The organism is Streptomyces crystallinus (genome assembly GCF_039521265.1).
In the GTDB taxonomy this organism is placed as follows: Bacteria; Actinomycetota; Actinomycetes; order Streptomycetales; family Streptomycetaceae; genus Streptomyces; species Streptomyces crystallinus.
In genome coordinates this window covers 158,197-172,759 of record NZ_BAAACA010000021.1, presented here as the reverse complement: position 1 = coordinate 172,759, position 14,563 = coordinate 158,197, and the positions used below count along the sequence as shown (strand labels likewise).

The following is a 14,563-nucleotide window of genomic DNA, read 5'->3' as shown; positions in this document are numbered from 1 at the left end:
GGTGATACCTGTCACAGATCACCTGCTCACAGCGTGTCAGGTATCGGCAGAGCCCGCTTCTCGACCGCCGCCGCCATGATGTCCGGGAAGAGGTCGGGGGTGCAGGCGAAGGCGGGCGCGCCGAGGGCCGCCAGGGCCGCCGCGTGCTCGTGGTCGTACGCCGGGGCGCCCTTGTCCGAGAGGGCGAGCAGGGCCACGAACTGCACTCCGGACGCCTTCATGGCCGCCACCCGCTTGAGCATCTCGTCGCGGATCCCTCCCTCGTAAAGATCACTGATGAGTACGACGACGGTGTCGGCAGGACGGGTGATCTGCGCCTGGCAGTAGGCCAGCGCGCGGTTGATGTCGGTGCCGCCGCCCAGCTGGGTGCCGAACAGCACGTCCACCGGGTCGTCGAGCTGGTCGGTGAGGTCGACGACGGCCGTGTCGAACACCACCAGCCGGGTGGCGATCGAGCGCATGGAGGCGAGGACGGCGCCGAAGACCGAGGCGTAGACGACGGAGGCGGCCATCGAGCCGGACTGGTCGATGCAGAGGATCACGTCCTTCTTGACGGAGCGGTCGGCCCGTCCGTAGCCGATCAGCCGGTCCGGGACGACCGTGTCGTACTCCGGCAGGTAGTTCTTCAGGTTCGCCCGGATGGTGCGGTCCCAGTCGATGTCGCGGTGGCGCGGCCGGCTGATCCGGGCCGAACGGTCCAGGGCGCCCGTCAGCGTCGCCCTCGTCCGGGTCGCCAGCCGCTTCTCCAGGTCCTCGACGACCTTGCGGACGACCGCGCGGGCCGTCTCCTTGGTGGTCTCCGGCATCGCCTTGTTGAGCGAGAGCAGCGTCCCCACCAGGTGTACGTCCGCCTCGACGGCCTCCAGCATCTCCGGCTCCAGCAGCAGCGCGGAGAGCCCGAGCCGGTCGATGGCGTCGCGCTGCATGACCTGGACGACGGAGCTGGGGAAGTACGTACGGATGTCGCCCAGCCAGCGCGCCACGCCCGGCGCGGAGGCGCCGAGCCCGGCGGCGCGGTCCTTGGAGGTCCCGCGTGCGCCGGTGCTTCCGTAGAGCGCGGCGAGGGCGCCGTCCATCGCGGCGTCGCGCCCGGTGAGCGCGTGGCCCGTGCCCTCGGCCCCGGGCTCCCCGCCGAGCACCATCCGCCAGCGGCGCAGCCGCTCGGCGGTGGCCGGGTCGAGGTCCGCGGTGCTCACTTCGTGTCGCGTGCTCACTTCGCCGCTCCTGCCAGGTGGCCGGGCCGCCGCGGGCCCGGGTCGGGTGCGGGGGCGCCGAGGCCCAGGAGCAGCCGCAGCAGCGGCTCCACGGCGTCGGCGCGCGCGTGGTCGAGCCCGGGGCCGAAGCCGGGGGCCGTGGCGTCGGCCGGGGCCGGGCCGGTGGTGCCGGGGCCGCGCCGGACGAGCTCGCCGAGCGTGCGGCGCACCCCCGGTTCGTACGCCGAGAAGGTGCGGCGCAGCAGCGGCAGTACGTCCGTGAAGGCGTCGGCCGGGACGCCGGTCAGCCAGGTGTCGACCAGGGCCAGCAGCCGTTCGTCGTGGACGAGCAGCATGCCGCCGCCGGAGGCGCCCCCGACGAACCCCTCGATCCAGGCGGCCGCCTCACCGGGTGGTGTCCCCGCCGAGAGCGCGAGCCCCATATGGCGCTCGGCCTCGCCGTCGCCGAGCCGTCCCTCGTCCAGCAGCAGCCGGACGGCGCGGCCCCGGATCTCCCCCGGCACCGAGTCCCGCCCGGCCAGCTTGGCCAGGACCGACGCCCAGCGGTCCCGCAGGCTCGTCGGGCCCCCGTCCGCCTGCGGCAGGAGCGCCATGGCGGTGTGGACGTCGTCGATACGGCGGCGCATCTCGGTGGCGCCGTCCGCGTCCAGGCCCGTGCAGGCGGGCGGCAGGCCGACGCAGATCCGCTCGGCGAGCCCGGTCGCGACCTCCGCCAGCGCGGCCGTCCCGGTGCCCCGCACGTCTCCGTACCGCAGCGTGCGGGCCAGGGCGGGCAGGGCCTCGGCGAGGTGGGCGACGTCCGTGTCGAGCGCGGCCCGGTCGGCGAGCGCGCGCATCACCACCGGGAGCGCGTCGGAGAGCTCGGCGAGCAGACACCGCTCGGCGAGCGCGGTGATCTCGCCCAGGACCGTCGCCCCGGCGGCCTCCGCCTCGGCGCGCGCGGTGGCGGCGGCCAGGACCGTGGTGCCCCACACCCCCGCCTCGGCCACCCGGACCGCCAGCTCCGGCTCCCAGCGCAGCCGCCAGCTCTCCCGGAAGGTGCCGGTGCTCCCCCGGGACACCGACTGCTCGCCCCAGCCGATGCCGAGCAGGCTCAGCCGGTGCAGCAGCCGGCTGCGGGCGGCGTCGGTCTCCTTGCGCAGGTCGAGCTCCAACTCCCGCTCCAGCGCCTCCGGCTTGAGCCGCAGGGAGCGCTGGGCGCGGGTGAGGTCGCGCTGGAGCGGGACGGCCGGGGCGGCGTCCGGCACCTCGCCGAGCACGTCACCGACCACGAGGCGGTCCTGGACGAGGGCGAGCGGCACGTCGGAGCCCTCGCACATCACCGCCCGCACCGCGTCGGTCGTCTCGGTCAGGCCCGGCAGCGGGCGCCCGCGCATCGCGGCGAGGGTCCCGGCGAGCCGTACCGCCTCGATGACATGCGCGGACGAGACCTGCCAATCCTCCTCGCGCAGCAGCCCGGCGACCTTGGTCATCCAGCGCTCGACGGGCCGGTCGGGGGAGGTGAACAAGTGCCCGTACCAGCCGGGCGAGTCGATGCCCGCGCCGTAGCCACTGTGCCGGGCCAGGCGTCGGTGGGTCCAGGGCACCCAGGTCAGCTCGGCCTTCGCCTTGGGCAGGCCCTTGAGCAGGGCCCGGTCGGCGGCGACGGTGGTCCGCGCGGCGAGCGCGGGCACATGCCAGGCGCCGCACACCACCGCGACCGCGTCCCCGAACTCGCGCCGGGCGGAGCGCAGTTGCAGGCGCATATACGCCTCGCGGACCAGGTCGCGCGCGTGGCCGCCGTCCCCGTACTCCTCGCGCAGCGCCGTCATCGCCTCGCCCAGGACGGCGAACGGGCCATACGGATCGGATCCCGGGGCGCCGTCGCGGTGCTCCACGACGTCCTCCCACCAGGCCTCCGGGTCGTCGTATCCGGCGGTCTCGGCGAGCACGCCGAGCGGGTCGATCCGCAGGGCGGACTCCGCCGCCCCGTGTTCTGCCGTCCCTTCGCCGGGCGCCTCGTCGTCCGTCCCGCTCGGGGGTTCGGTCGCCGCCCGCTCCTCCGCCATCGCCAGCGAGTGGGCCGCCGGGAGGTCGATGAAGCGGACCTCGGCGCCCGCGTCCAGGGCCCAGCGCAGGGCCACCCACTCGGGCGAGAACTCGGCCATCGGCCAGAACGCGGCCCGGCGCGGGTCGTCCACCACATGGGCGAGCAGCGCGACCGGCGGCCGCATGTCCGGGTCGGCGGCCAGCGCCAGCAGGTCGTCGGCCTCGGGCGGGCCCTCGATCAGCACGGCCCGGGGCGCGGCCGCGTCCAGCGCCGCCCGCACCGCCCGCGCCGACCCGGGGCCGTGGTGGCGCACCCCGAGCAGCCAGGGGCCGCGCGGCCCGGCCGGATCCGGCGGCGCCGCCCCGTCCGGCGCCGTCGAGGACAGGTCGCTCATGCCGTCACCTCGCGGCAGGCGCGGTAGAAGTCCTTCCAGCCGTCGCGCTCGCGCACCACCGTCTCCAGGTACTCCTGCCAGATGACGCGGTCCGCCGCCGGGTCGCGGACGACCGCGCCGAGGATGCCCGCCGCCACGTCGCCGGAGCGCAGCACGCCGTCGCCGAAGTGCGCGGCGAGCGCCAGGCCGCCGGTCACCACCGAGATGGCCTCGGCCGTGGAGAGCGTCCCCGAGGGGGACTTGAGCTTGGTGCGGCCGTCGCCGGTCACCCCGTCGCGCAGCTCGCGGAAGACGGTGACGACCCGGCGGATCTCGTCCATGCCGTCGGGCGCGGCGGGCAGGTCGAGCGAGCGGCCGAGCTGGTCGACGCGGCGCGATACGATGTCGACCTCCTCCTCGGCGGTCGCCGGGAGCGGCAGCACCACCGTGTTGAAGCGGCGGCGCAGCGCGCTGGACAGCTCGTTGACGCCCCGGTCGCGGTCGTTGGCGGTGGCGATGAGGTTGAAGCCGCGCACCGCCTGTGTCTCCTGACCCAGCTCGGGGATGGGCAGCGTCTTCTCCGACAGGATCGTGATCAGCGTGTCCTGCACGTCGGCGGGGATCCGGGTCAGCTCCTCGACCCGGGCCGTCATCCCCTCGGCCATGGCCCGCATGACCGGGCTGGGCACCAGCGCGTCCCGGCTGGGGCCGTGCGCGAGCAGTTGCGCGTAGTTCCACCCGTACCGGATCGCCTCCTCGGGGGTGCCGGCCGTGCCCTGCACCAGCAGCGTGGAGTCGCCGCTGACGGCGGCGGCCAGATGCTCGGACACCCAGGTCTTGGCGGTGCCGGGGACGCCGAGCAGCAGCAGCGCCCGGTCGGTGGCGAGGGTGGTGACGGCGACCTCGACGATGCGGCGCGGCCCGACGTACTTCGGCGTGATCACCGTGCCGTCGGGCAGGGTGCCGCCGAGCAGATAGGTGGCGACGGCCCACGGCGAGAGCTGCCAGCGGGCGGGCCTGGGCCGGTCGTCGGCGGCCGCCAGCGCCTTGAGTTCGTGCGCGAACGCCTGCTCGGCGTGCGGGCGCAGGGCCTCGGCGGCGGCCGTCTCGACACCGCTCGCAGCGGCTGCGGAACGGTTTGCGGGCATGGTCATGGATCCCCCTCCAGATCAGTCGACCCGATGTGACTCCACCGTGCACCACGCCACTGACAATCGCCCTCGGCGCGGGTGAAGGCGCAGGTCAGGGCCATTGTCAGTGGGGGCGATTACCTTCGGAACCATGAATCAGCAGGGGGTGCGCTGGACGGCGGAACAGGTGCTGACCCTGGCTCCTGACGACGCGTCACGCAAGGCGGGGAGCAGACTCGGCACGGCCGGGCCGTGGTCGGAGAGCGGCTGCGACAACTCGAGCGTGTGGGGCCTGTGCAAGGGCAGCGGCAGCAGGCCGTACCAGACGGTGGTCGACACGGGCGGGCTCGGATACAAGTGCAGTTGTCCGAGCCGTAAGTTCCCGTGCAAGCACGCGCTGGGACTGCTGCTGCTCTGGGCGGCGGACGAGCGGGCGGTGCCGGTCGTCGGGGACGGGGAGGTGCCCGGCTGGGCCGAGGAGTGGCTGCGGGGCCGGCGGGAGCGGGCGGAGAAGAAGGGGAGCGAGACGGCGGGCCCCGCCGAGCCCAGGACCGCCGATCCGGAGGCGGCCCGGCGCCGCGCGGAGAAGCGGGCCGAGCGGGTCACGGCCGGGGCGGGCGAGCTGGAGCAGCGCCTGGCGGACCTGCTGCGCGGCGGCCTGGCGGCGGCCGAGCGCGCGGGGTACGGACTGTGGGAGGAGACGGCCGCCCGGATGGTCGACGCGCAGGCGCCGGGACTGGCGGGCAGAGTGCGGGAGTTGGGGGCGATACCGGGCTCCGGCCCTGGCTGGCCAGTGCGGCTCCTGGAGGAGTGCGCGCTGCTGCATCTGCTCGACCGGGCCTGGCTGGGCCGCGAAGGTCTGCCGGAGCCGCTGGCCGCGACGGTCCGGGCGCGGGTCGGGGTGCCGGCGCCCCCGCAGGGGCCGCCGGTGCGGGACCTGTGGCAGGTCCTCGCGCAGTACGACACGGCCGACGCCAAGCTGACCACGCGCCGGATATGGCTGTACGGCAGGGAGTCGGGCCGCTCGGCGATGCTGCTCGACTTCGGTGCGGCGGGCCGGGCGCCGGAGCTCGCCCTGCCGGTAGGCCGCGCGATCGACGCCGAGCTCACTCCGTACCCGGGCGGCGGGCAGCTGCGCGCCGCGCTGGGCGAACGGTTCGGGGCGCCGCTCGCGGCCGGGGACCCGCCGCCCGGCGGCACCACGACCGAGGCGATGGAGCGGTACGGGCGGGCGCTGCGGGACGACCCGTGGCTGGACGCGTGGCCGGTGACGCTGAGCGGGGTGATACCGGTGCCGCCCGGCGAGGGCGGCGCAGAGGGCTGGCAACTGGCCGACGCGGAGGGCGAGTCGGCGCTCCCGGTGACCCCGGGTGCCGCCGACCGGTCGGGTCTGTGGCAGCTCGTCGCGCTGTCGGGCGGTGGCCCCGTGACGGTGTTCGGCGAGTGCGGGCACCGGGGGTTCGCGCCGCTGGCGGGATGGGCGCCGGGCGAGCCGGAGGCGGTGCGGCTGCGGTGAGGGCCGGTGAGGGGCACATACGGACTGGGGAGGGAGGGCGTGTGTACGGAGGGGGTGTCATGGTGCCGGCTGCCATGGAGAGCGGGACCGGAGGGGGCGTCATAGTTCCCGCTGCCGTGGAGGGCAGGCCGGGCGGGGGTGTCACGGTGCCGGCTGCCACGGAGGGCAGGCCCGGAGAGGGCGCCATAGTGCCGACTGCCACGAAGCGCGGGACCGGAGGCGGCGCCGAGGTTCCCGCCGTCACGGAGCGCAGGCCCGAACGGGGCGCCACAGTTCCCGCCGCCACGGAGAGCAGGCCCGAAGGGGGCGTCATAGTGCCGACTGCCACGAAGAGCAGGCCCGGAGGGGGCGTCACAGTTCCCGCCGCCACGGAGAGCAGGCCCGGAGAGGGCGTCACAGGGCCCGCTGCCCCGGAGCGCGGGCGTTCCTGGGAGGAGCTCGTCAGTGCGGCGTTGCTCGGGACCGAGCGGCGGCCCGCTGCCGGGGAGCCCGCCGCGCTCCTCGACGAGGCCGCGCTGCGGACCGTCCGCCGCCGGGCGGGACTGCTGCCCGCGGCCGCTTCCGTACGGCCCGAGAAGGCGCCCGAGGACGGGCGGCCCGCGTTGCCGGAGGCCGCACGGCGGCGGCTCGCGCAGCTGCTCGCGGACCGGTCCACGGCGGCGCACTCCGGAGGGCGGCGCGGGGCGGCGCCGGACCTGGCGGAGCTGCTGCCGCAGTGGCTGAACGCGGCCGTCGACCGGGGCTTCCGGGCGCCGCCCGCGCTGCTGCCCGCGCTGCTGGACGCGGCACGGGCGCGTACGGATCTGCGGCCGCAGGCGCTGGCGTTCGCCGGGCCGCGCGGGATGTGGCTGGCCCGGCTGAACCCGGAGTGGCGGTTCGCGCTGCGCGGCGGGGCGGGCGGCCTGGTGCTGCCCGAGCCCTCCGACACCGAGGCGGTGCGGACGCTCTGGGAGGAGGGGCTGTTCGCCGAGCGGGTGGCACTGCTCGCGGCGGTACGGGCGTACGAGCCCGGGGCCGCGCGGGAGTTGCTGGCCGCGACCTGGGCGGCCGAACGGGCCGAGGACCGGCTGATGTTCCTGGACTCGCTGCGGACCGGGCTGTCCCTGGCGGACGAGCCGTTCCTGGAGCGGGCGCTCGCCGACCGCAGCCGCAACGTCCGGGCCACGGCCGCCGAACTGCTCTCCGCCCTGCCCGCGTCCGCGCTGGCCGGGCGGATGGCGGCGCGGGCGGCGTCGTGCGTCGCACTCGACCGGTCCGGGGACGGGGACGGCCCGCGCATCGCGGTCGAGGCGCCGCACGAGTGCGATGCCGCGATGCAGCGCGACGGGGTGGCGCCCAAGCCGCCGACCGGGCGGGGGGAACGGTCGTGGTGGCTCGGCCAGTTGGCGGAGGCGGCGCCGCTCGGGGGCTGGGCGGCGCGGCTCGGGGGGCGTTCGGCGCGCGAGATCGTGGCGCTGCCGGTCGCCGACGACTGGGGGGACGAACTGCACGCGGCGTGGTGCCGGGCGGCGGTGCGGCAGGGGGACGCGGAGTGGGCGCGGGCGCTGCTGGGCGCGCCGTCCGCGCCGCCCGGCGGCAACGCCGGGACGGTGTCGCTGGCCGAGCGGGCCAAGCTGCTGTCGACGCTGGCGGAGCCGGAACGGGCGGAGTGGGTGGCCGCGTTCATATCGGCGCACGGGTTGTCCGAAGCGTTCCAGCTGCTGGGGGTGTGTGTGGTGCCGTGGTCGGCGGGGCTGGGGCGGGCCGTGGTGGACGCGTTGGAGATCGCACGGGACGCGGGCAGCTATCCGTGGAGCTTCAGCGGGGTGATGGGGCTGGCGGAGCGGTGCCTGGCGCCTTCGGAGGCGGGGAGGTTGGAGGCGTTGACGGCTGTGCCGGTGGAGGAGGAGGGGGCTTCGCCGGGGGCGGGAGGGTATTGGGCCGAGGCGTTTCAGCGGTTGGTGGGGACGTTGCGGTTGCGGGGGGCGATGCTGGTGGAGCTGGATGAGGGGTGCCCCTCCCCGCCCCTTCCCTAAACCCTCCGGGGGTGGGTGGGGGTTGAGGCCCCCGGGCCCCGGGCGGGGCTGCTCCCCCTTGCGCCGGGCCTGCGGCCCTCGCGCCCCCCGCTGCGCGTTCGTCTGCGACCCGGTGGCGGGCTGGTCGCGCAGTTCCCCGCGCCCCTAAAAGCCAGGTGGCTGAGCTCAGTGCTCCGGCTGGGGCCGACTGCCCAAGGGGCGCGGGGAACTGCGCGGGCAACCCGCCACCGGCCCGCAGACAGAGGCCGGGCAACCTACGCCGCGCGGACGTTCGCGTTGACCCAGTCCACGATTGACGTCGTCGTCGCGCCGGGGGTGAAGATCTCGGCCACGCCGAGGGTCTTCAGCGGGGGGATGTCCGCCTCGGGGATGATCCCGCCGCCGAAGACCTTGATGTCCGCCGCGTCGCGCTCCTTCAGGAGTTCGATCACCTTGGCGAACAGCGTGTTGTGGGCGCCGGACAGGATCGACAGGCCGATCGCGTCGGCGTCCTCCTGGATCGCCGTGTCGACGATCTGCTCGGGCGTCTGGTGCAGACCGGTGTAGATGACCTCCATGCCCGCGTCCCGCAGCGCCCGTGCGATGACCTTGGCGCCCCGGTCGTGCCCGTCGAGCCCCGGCTTGGCCACCACCACGCGGATCGGACCGGTAACACCCATCACTGCCTCCACACGAGGTGAACAACCTGAAGTGAACGAACTGAAGTGAACGAACGTTATCTACAGCATCGCGCAACGCGCCGTTTCGCGGTGGCCGGGGAGGGGGAAATCACACGGTGGGACATGTTCGTTTTGCGTCGCCGTACCCGATTGCCGGCCGAGCCGGACGGGTCGGCGCAAGGGGAGCCGCTCTGAAGGCGCCGGACCACCGTGCCGTCAGCCGCACAGCACGGTGGTCCGGCCCATGGCGCCCCATGAGGGCACACGGGGGGGACGGCGTCGTCCTTCCGGCGTGCCGTTCGGAGGCCGTCCGTGCAGTTCTTTCCACTCCTTCCGCTGTGTCTGCGCCGCGCCTGGCTCTCCGCCGCGATGCTGCGCGCCACCGCACTCGAGCTCGCCGTCCTCGCCGGGCACCTCGTCCTCTATCCGTCCGGGATGGCGGCCGAGCAGCGGGACCCGGTCCCCGACGACGCCTCGCGACTGCCGACCGCCGGGCGCGCCCGGCGGCCCGTCGTGCTGCTGCACGGCTTCATCGACAACCGGTCGGTCTTCGTCCTGCTGCGCCGCTCCCTGTCCCGGCACGGCTGGCGCCATCTCGAATCGCTCAACTACTCGCCACTGACCTGCGACATCCGCACCGCCGCCGAGCTGCTCGGCCGCCATGTCGAGGAGATCCGCGCCCGCACCGGGCACCCCGAGGTGGACATCGTCGGCCACAGCCTGGGCGGCCTGATCGCCCGCTACTACGTCCAGTGCCTCGGCGGCGACACCCACGTCCGTACGCTCGTCACGCTCGGCACCCCGCACGCGGGCACCCGTTCGGCGCGGCTCGTCAGCGCGCACCCGATCGCCCGCCAGATGCGCCCGGGCTCCGACTTGATGGCGGAGCTGCGCCGTCCCGCGCCCGGCTGCCGCACCCGGTTCGTGAGCTTCTGGAGCGACCTCGACACGCTGATGGTCCCGGTGGAGACCGCCCGCCTCGACCACCCCGATCTGACCGTCCAGAGCGTCAGGGTGTCGGGGATCGGACATCTCGCCCTGCCGGTCCATCCGGCCGTCGCGACCGGCATACGCCAGGCGTTGGGCGACGAGGAGATCGGGAGCGAGGAGAACAACGAGAAGAACGAGAAGCACGAGGAAGCCGGGCCTTCTCGGGGTGCGTTCTCGGTCGCCTGAGCCGGACAGCCCACGGCTGCCTGCCCGCCCCGCGCCCACCCCTCCCGTCCCCGCAGCCCCCTGCCCACGGCTCCCGCTCTCACACCCCCGTTTTCTCGAACAATCCTCGAACGCAAGACCAAGCCTCTGCCCGCGGTCCGCCGAAAGACGCTGATTGCCCGTTTCCTCATCCAATAAAACCTGCGGAAGATTGTCGCTGTCGCGTACCGCCGGGTACAGTCACGCCACTGCTTCCCCCACCGGGAGCCCCTCCCCAGGGCCCCCGGACCCAGGTCCTGTTGCCGAGGCGAGAGAGAAGTTGGTGACTGACCAGCACGCCCACGCCGGATACGCCGAATACGACGGCTATCCCACGGCGGACGCCACCGGCGCCCTCAACACCGACCCGCTCTTCGGTGCTCTCCCCGGCGGTTACGACACAGGCCGGACCGGCACGTACGACACGGGTCAGTGGAACGCCTACGGCGCGCAGCAGTACCAGCAGACCTCGTACGACACCACCGGCCAGTGGACGATCCCGGCCCAGTCGGCCGGGCCCGACGTCACCGGGCAGTGGGACGCCAACGCCTGGAACCAGGCACAGCAGACCGGGCAGTTCGAGACCACCGCGTTCGCGTACGACGCCGCCTACGACACGACCGGGCAGTGGACCGTGCCCGGCGCGGGGTACGCGGCCGGCGCGTACGACGAGACCGGCACGTACAACACGGCCGCCTGGAACGTCGGCGTCGAGAGCATGGCCATCGACGGCACGGGCGGGCACGACGCCGTTGCCCAGCCCGGCGCCGTGCAGGAGCAGGCCTACGAACACGGCCGCGAGCAGGCGTACGAGAACGAGCACGCCGAGGCCCCGGCCGAGAGCACCGCCCAGTTCCCCGCGCTCGACCTCGACTCCGAGCACTCCGAGCTCCCCGAGTTCCCCCAAACCCCGCTGCCCGACACGGAGTCGGACGGCGAAGACGGCACCGGCGAGCCGCTGGTCGTGGCCGCCGCCCCCGTCTCCCCCCGGCGCACCGCCGGCAGCCGCAGCCGTCGGCGCAGCCCGGCCAAGCGGTCCGCGCTGCTCACCGTCGCGGTGCCGTCCGTGTGTGTGATGGGTGTCGCCGGCGTCGCGGCCGCATCCGTGAGCGGGCTCGGCGGGGAGGGCAAGGACAGCCGCACGGCCGTCACCGCCGCCGACCCGTCCGCGGTCAAGCCGGTCGCCGCCAACAGCAAGCTGGACACCCAGCTCGCCAACCTCAGCGCGGAGGCGGGCGACTTCGCCGACCGGGCCAGCCGGACGCAGGAACGTATCGACCTCAAGGCCCGCCAGGACGCGGAGAAGCAGCGCAAGGCCGAGGCGGCCGCGCGCAAGGAGGCCGCGCGCCCCAAGTTCCTGCTGCCGGTCAAGCAGCGGGGTCTCAGCGCGTACTTCGGCCAGGCGGGCGTCAACTGGATGTCGGTGCACACCGGCATCGACTTCCCGGTCTCGTACGGCACGCCGGTGATGTCCGCGATCGACGGCACCATCCGTACGCAGTGGAACAGCGCCTACGGCAACATGGCCATAGTGACCGGCGCCGACGGCACCGAGACCTGGTACTGCCACCTCTCCAGCACCAAGGTGCGGTCCGGCCCGGTCAAGGCCGGTGACGTCATCGCGTACTCGGGCAACTCCGGCAACTCCACCGGCCCGCATCTGCACTTCGAGGTGCGCCCGGGCGGCGGGTCGCCGATAGACCCGCTGCCGTGGCTGCGCGGCCACGGGCTCGACCCGACCTGAGAGCCTGTTCCGGCTCCGAGTCGAGCCCGCGGGCTCCGCACAGGAACGATCTACAACTTCTCCACCGGCGCGTACCGCAGCAGCAGCTTCTTCGGGCGCTCGTCGCCGAAGTCGATGGTGGCCTGCGCGTCCGAACCCGAGCCGGTCACCGAGACCACCGTGCCCAGACCGAACTGGTCGTGGGTGACGCGGTCGCCGGTCGACAGCGCGATCACCGGCTTGTCGCTGGTGCGCCTCGTCGCGAAGCCCGAGGGGCCCGAGCGCGCCCGCGAGGAGGACAGGCCCGCGCCCAAGCCCTTGCCGGAGACCGGGCCCGCCGGGGCGGCCATCGGGCCGGTGCGCTTCCAGTCCAGATGCTGGGCCGGGATCTCCTCGAGGAACCTCGACGGCGGGTTGTACGAGGGCTGGCCCCAGGCGCTGCGCATCGAGGAGCGCGTCAGATACAGCCGCTCGCGGGCGCGGGTGATGCCCACATACGCCAGCCGGCGCTCCTCCTCCAGCTCCTTGACCTGGCCGAGCGCGCGCATGTGCGGGAAGACGCCGTCCTCCATACCGGTCAGGAACACCACCGGGAACTCCAGGCCCTTGGCGGTGTGCAGGGTCATCAGCGTGATGACGCCGGAGCCCTCCTCGTCCTCGTCCGGGATCTGGTCGGAGTCGGCGACCAGCGCCACCTGCTCCAGGAACTCCGCGAGCGTGGGCGTGCCCTCGGCGCCGTCCGTCTCGCCGCGCGCCTGCTCGAACTCCAGGGCCACGGCGGCGAGTTCCTGGAGGTTCTCGATCCGGGTCTCGTCCTGCGGGTCGGTGGACGCCTGGAGCTCGGCCAGATAGCCGGTCTGCTCCAGGACCGCCTCCAGGACGACGGCGGGACCCGCGCCCGAGTCGACGACCGTGCGCAGGTCGTCCATGAGCTGGTTGAAGCGCTTGACGGCGTTGGCCGAGCGGGCGGCCATTCCGTACGCCTCGTCGACGCGGCGCAGCGCCTGCGGGAAGGTGATCTTCTCGCGCAGCGAGAGCGCGTCGATCATCGCCTCGGCGCGGTCGCCGATGCCGCGCTTGGGCACGTTGAGGATGCGGCGCAGCGGGACCGCGTCCTCCGGGTTGGCCAGGACGCGCAGATAGGCGAGGACGTCGCGGACCTCCTTGCGCTCGTAGAAGCGCACTCCGCCGACGACCTTGTACGGCAGGCCGACGCGGATGAAGATCTCTTCGAAGACACGGGACTGGGCGTTGGTCCGGTAGAAGATCGCGACGTCGCCCGCCTTGGCCTCCTTGGCGTCGGTGAGCCGGTCGATCTCGTCGGCGACGAACTGCGCCTCGTCGTGCTCGGTGTCGGCGACGTAGCCGGTGATCCGCGCGCCCGCGCCGGCGTCCGTCCACAGGTTCTTGGGGCGGCGGCTCTCGTTGCGCTCGATGACCGCGTTGGCGGCGGAGAGGATCGTCTGGGTGGAGCGGTAGTTCTGCTCCAGCATGATCGTCGTCGCGTCCGGATAGTCCTCCTCGAACTGGAGGATGTTGCGGATCGTGGCGCCGCGGAAGGCGTAGATCGACTGGTCGGCGTCACCGACCACGCACAGCTCGCCGGGCGCGTCGTCCTGTCCGGCCGGGCCGACCAGCTCGCGCACCAGCGTGTACTGCGCGTGGTTGGTGTCCTGGTACTCGTCGACCATCACATGGCGGAAGCGGCGGCGGTAGTGCTCGGCGACGTCCGGGAACGCCTGGAGCAGATGGACCGTCGTCATGATGATGTCGTCGAAGTCCAGCGCGTTGGCCTCGCGCAGCCGCGCCTGGTACATCGCGTACGCCTGCGCCAGGGTCTTCTCGAAGCCGTCGACGGCCTGGCCGGCGAAGGTCTCCTCGTCGATCAGCTCGTTCTTCAGGTTCGAGATCTTGGCGCTGAAGGACTTCGGCGGGAACTTCTTCGGGTCGAGGTCCAGGTCGCGGCAGACCAGCGCCATCAGCCGCTTGGAGTCGGCCGCGTCGTAGATCGAGAAGGACGAGGTGAAGCCGAGCTTCTTGGACTCGCGGCGCAGGATCCGCACACAGGCGCTGTGGAAGGTCATCACCCACATCGCGTGCGCGCGCGGGCCGACGAGCTGCTCGACGCGCTCCTTCATCTCGCCCGCGGCCTTGTTGGTGAAGGTGATCGCGAGGATCTGGCCGGGGTGGACGCCGCGGGTCGCCAGCAGGTGGGCGATGCGGTGGGTGAGCACCCGGGTCTTGCCGGAGCCCGCGCCGGCCACGATGAGCAGCGGGGAGCCCGCGTGGACCACGGCCGCGCGCTGGTTCTCGTTGAGCCCCTCCAGGAGGGTCGCCGGGTCGACCACCGGGCGCGGGGCACCGTCCCGGTAGTACGCGTCGCGGCTCGGGGGTGCGTCGAAACGGCCCTGGAACAGGTCGTCCGGCACCTCCTCGCGGGCCGGGCCGTCCTCGGGCGGCGGCGGGTGCTCCTCCTCGGAGGGCTGGAGGTCCGCCAGGAAGCTGTCGTCAAAGAGGCTGCTCATCGTCTCCCGAGTCTAGGACCCCGCTCTGACAGCCCGCTGCCGCCTTCGCAGGAGAGGAACCAACGACTACGGAGGGTAAAGGTCACGGGAATGTATCGGGCCTGTCGGACATCAACCTTCCCAGCGGCCTCGCGAGTTGGCTAGCGTGCCGCCTCAACCGGGGAACGCCCCCGCCCGGGGACCGC

General features: G+C 73.7%; 9 protein-coding genes. 4 read left to right on the top strand and 5 right to left on the bottom strand.

The genetic code is table 11. The annotated features are described in order from the left end of the window. Positions 1-26: 26 nt before the first annotated feature. The 3 genes from ABD236_RS19530 to ABD236_RS19520 all read right to left on the bottom strand — a co-directional run bounded on the left by ABD236_RS19530 (position 27) and on the right by ABD236_RS19520 (position 4,770). Complete coding sequence (locus tag ABD236_RS19530; protein ID WP_344075072.1) at positions 27-1,142, bottom strand: VWA domain-containing protein; 1,116 nt, start codon at positions 1,140-1,142, stop codon at positions 27-29. 68 nt (positions 1,143-1,210) lie between these two features. Next, a complete protein-coding gene (locus ABD236_RS19525; protein ID WP_344075045.1) occupies positions 1,211-3,637 on the bottom strand; it encodes a DUF5682 family protein in 2,427 nt (808 codons plus the stop codon). Next, the gene (locus ABD236_RS19520) at positions 3,634-4,770 is read right to left on the bottom strand and encodes an ATP-binding protein (protein ID WP_425543905.1); all 1,137 of its coding nucleotides are present in this window, start codon (positions 4,768-4,770) and stop codon (positions 3,634-3,636) included. The genes ABD236_RS19525 and ABD236_RS19520 overlap by 4 nt, the downstream gene beginning before the upstream one ends. A 127-nt stretch (positions 4,771-4,897) precedes the next feature. Here ABD236_RS19520 and ABD236_RS19515 point away from each other — a divergent pair, with 127 nt between their 5' ends. Both ABD236_RS19515 and ABD236_RS19510 read left to right on the top strand, forming a co-directional pair. Further along, on the top strand, positions 4,898-6,262 hold the full coding sequence (locus tag ABD236_RS19515) for an SWIM zinc finger family protein (protein ID WP_344075044.1): 1,365 nt from the start codon (positions 4,898-4,900) through the stop codon (positions 6,260-6,262). A gap of 452 nt (positions 6,263-6,714) precedes the next feature. After that, entirely contained in the window at positions 6,715-8,277 is a 1,563-nt protein-coding gene (locus tag ABD236_RS19510; RefSeq protein ID WP_344075043.1) for a DUF5691 domain-containing protein, read from the top strand. A gap of 254 nt (positions 8,278-8,531) precedes the next feature. Here ABD236_RS19510 and icmB read toward each other — a convergent pair whose 3' ends face one another. Then, entirely contained in the window at positions 8,532-8,936 is a 405-nt protein-coding gene (gene icmB, locus ABD236_RS19505) for a coenzyme B12-dependent isobutyryl CoA mutase small subunit (protein ID WP_344075041.1), read from the bottom strand. Positions 8,937-9,305: 369 nt separating this feature from the next. On the opposite strand from icmB, the gene ABD236_RS19500 reads away from it, so the two are divergent. After that, complete coding sequence (locus tag ABD236_RS19500) at positions 9,306-10,112, top strand: esterase/lipase family protein (protein ID WP_344075070.1); 807 nt, start codon at positions 9,306-9,308, stop codon at positions 10,110-10,112. Positions 10,113-10,413: 301 nt separating this feature from the next. Next, entirely contained in the window at positions 10,414-11,874 is a 1,461-nt protein-coding gene (locus ABD236_RS19495; protein WP_344075040.1) for a M23 family metallopeptidase, read from the top strand. A 50-nt stretch (positions 11,875-11,924) separates the two neighbouring features. Here the strand turns inward: ABD236_RS19495 and pcrA are convergent, their stop codons facing one another. Further along, positions 11,925-14,378 carry a DNA helicase PcrA gene (pcrA, locus tag ABD236_RS19490; protein WP_344075039.1) on the bottom strand — a complete coding sequence of 818 codons (2,454 nt, stop codon included), beginning with the start codon at positions 14,376-14,378 and terminating at the stop codon, positions 11,925-11,927. Positions 14,379-14,563 lie beyond the last annotated feature (185 nt).

Coding starts and splice junctions, on each gene's coding strand:
- ABD236_RS19530 (WP_344075072.1), bottom strand. CDS start 1,142: ATGGTGCTCGGCGGGGAGCCCGGGGCCGAGGGCACGGGCCACGCGCTC.
- ABD236_RS19525 (WP_344075045.1), bottom strand. CDS start 3,637: ATGAGCGACCTGTCCTCGACGGCGCCGGACGGGGCGGCGCCGCCGGAT.
- ABD236_RS19520 (WP_425543905.1), bottom strand. CDS start 4,770: ATGACCATGCCCGCAAACCGTTCCGCAGCCGCTGCGAGCGGTGTCGAG.
- ABD236_RS19515 (WP_344075044.1), top strand. CDS start 4,898: ATGAATCAGCAGGGGGTGCGCTGGACGGCGGAACAGGTGCTGACCCTG.
- icmB (WP_344075041.1), bottom strand. CDS start 8,936: ATGGGTGTTACCGGTCCGATCCGCGTGGTGGTGGCCAAGCCGGGGCTC.
- ABD236_RS19500 (WP_344075070.1), top strand. CDS start 9,306: ATGCTGCGCGCCACCGCACTCGAGCTCGCCGTCCTCGCCGGGCACCTC.
- pcrA (WP_344075039.1), bottom strand. CDS start 14,378: ATGAGCAGCCTCTTTGACGACAGCTTCCTGGCGGACCTCCAGCCCTCC.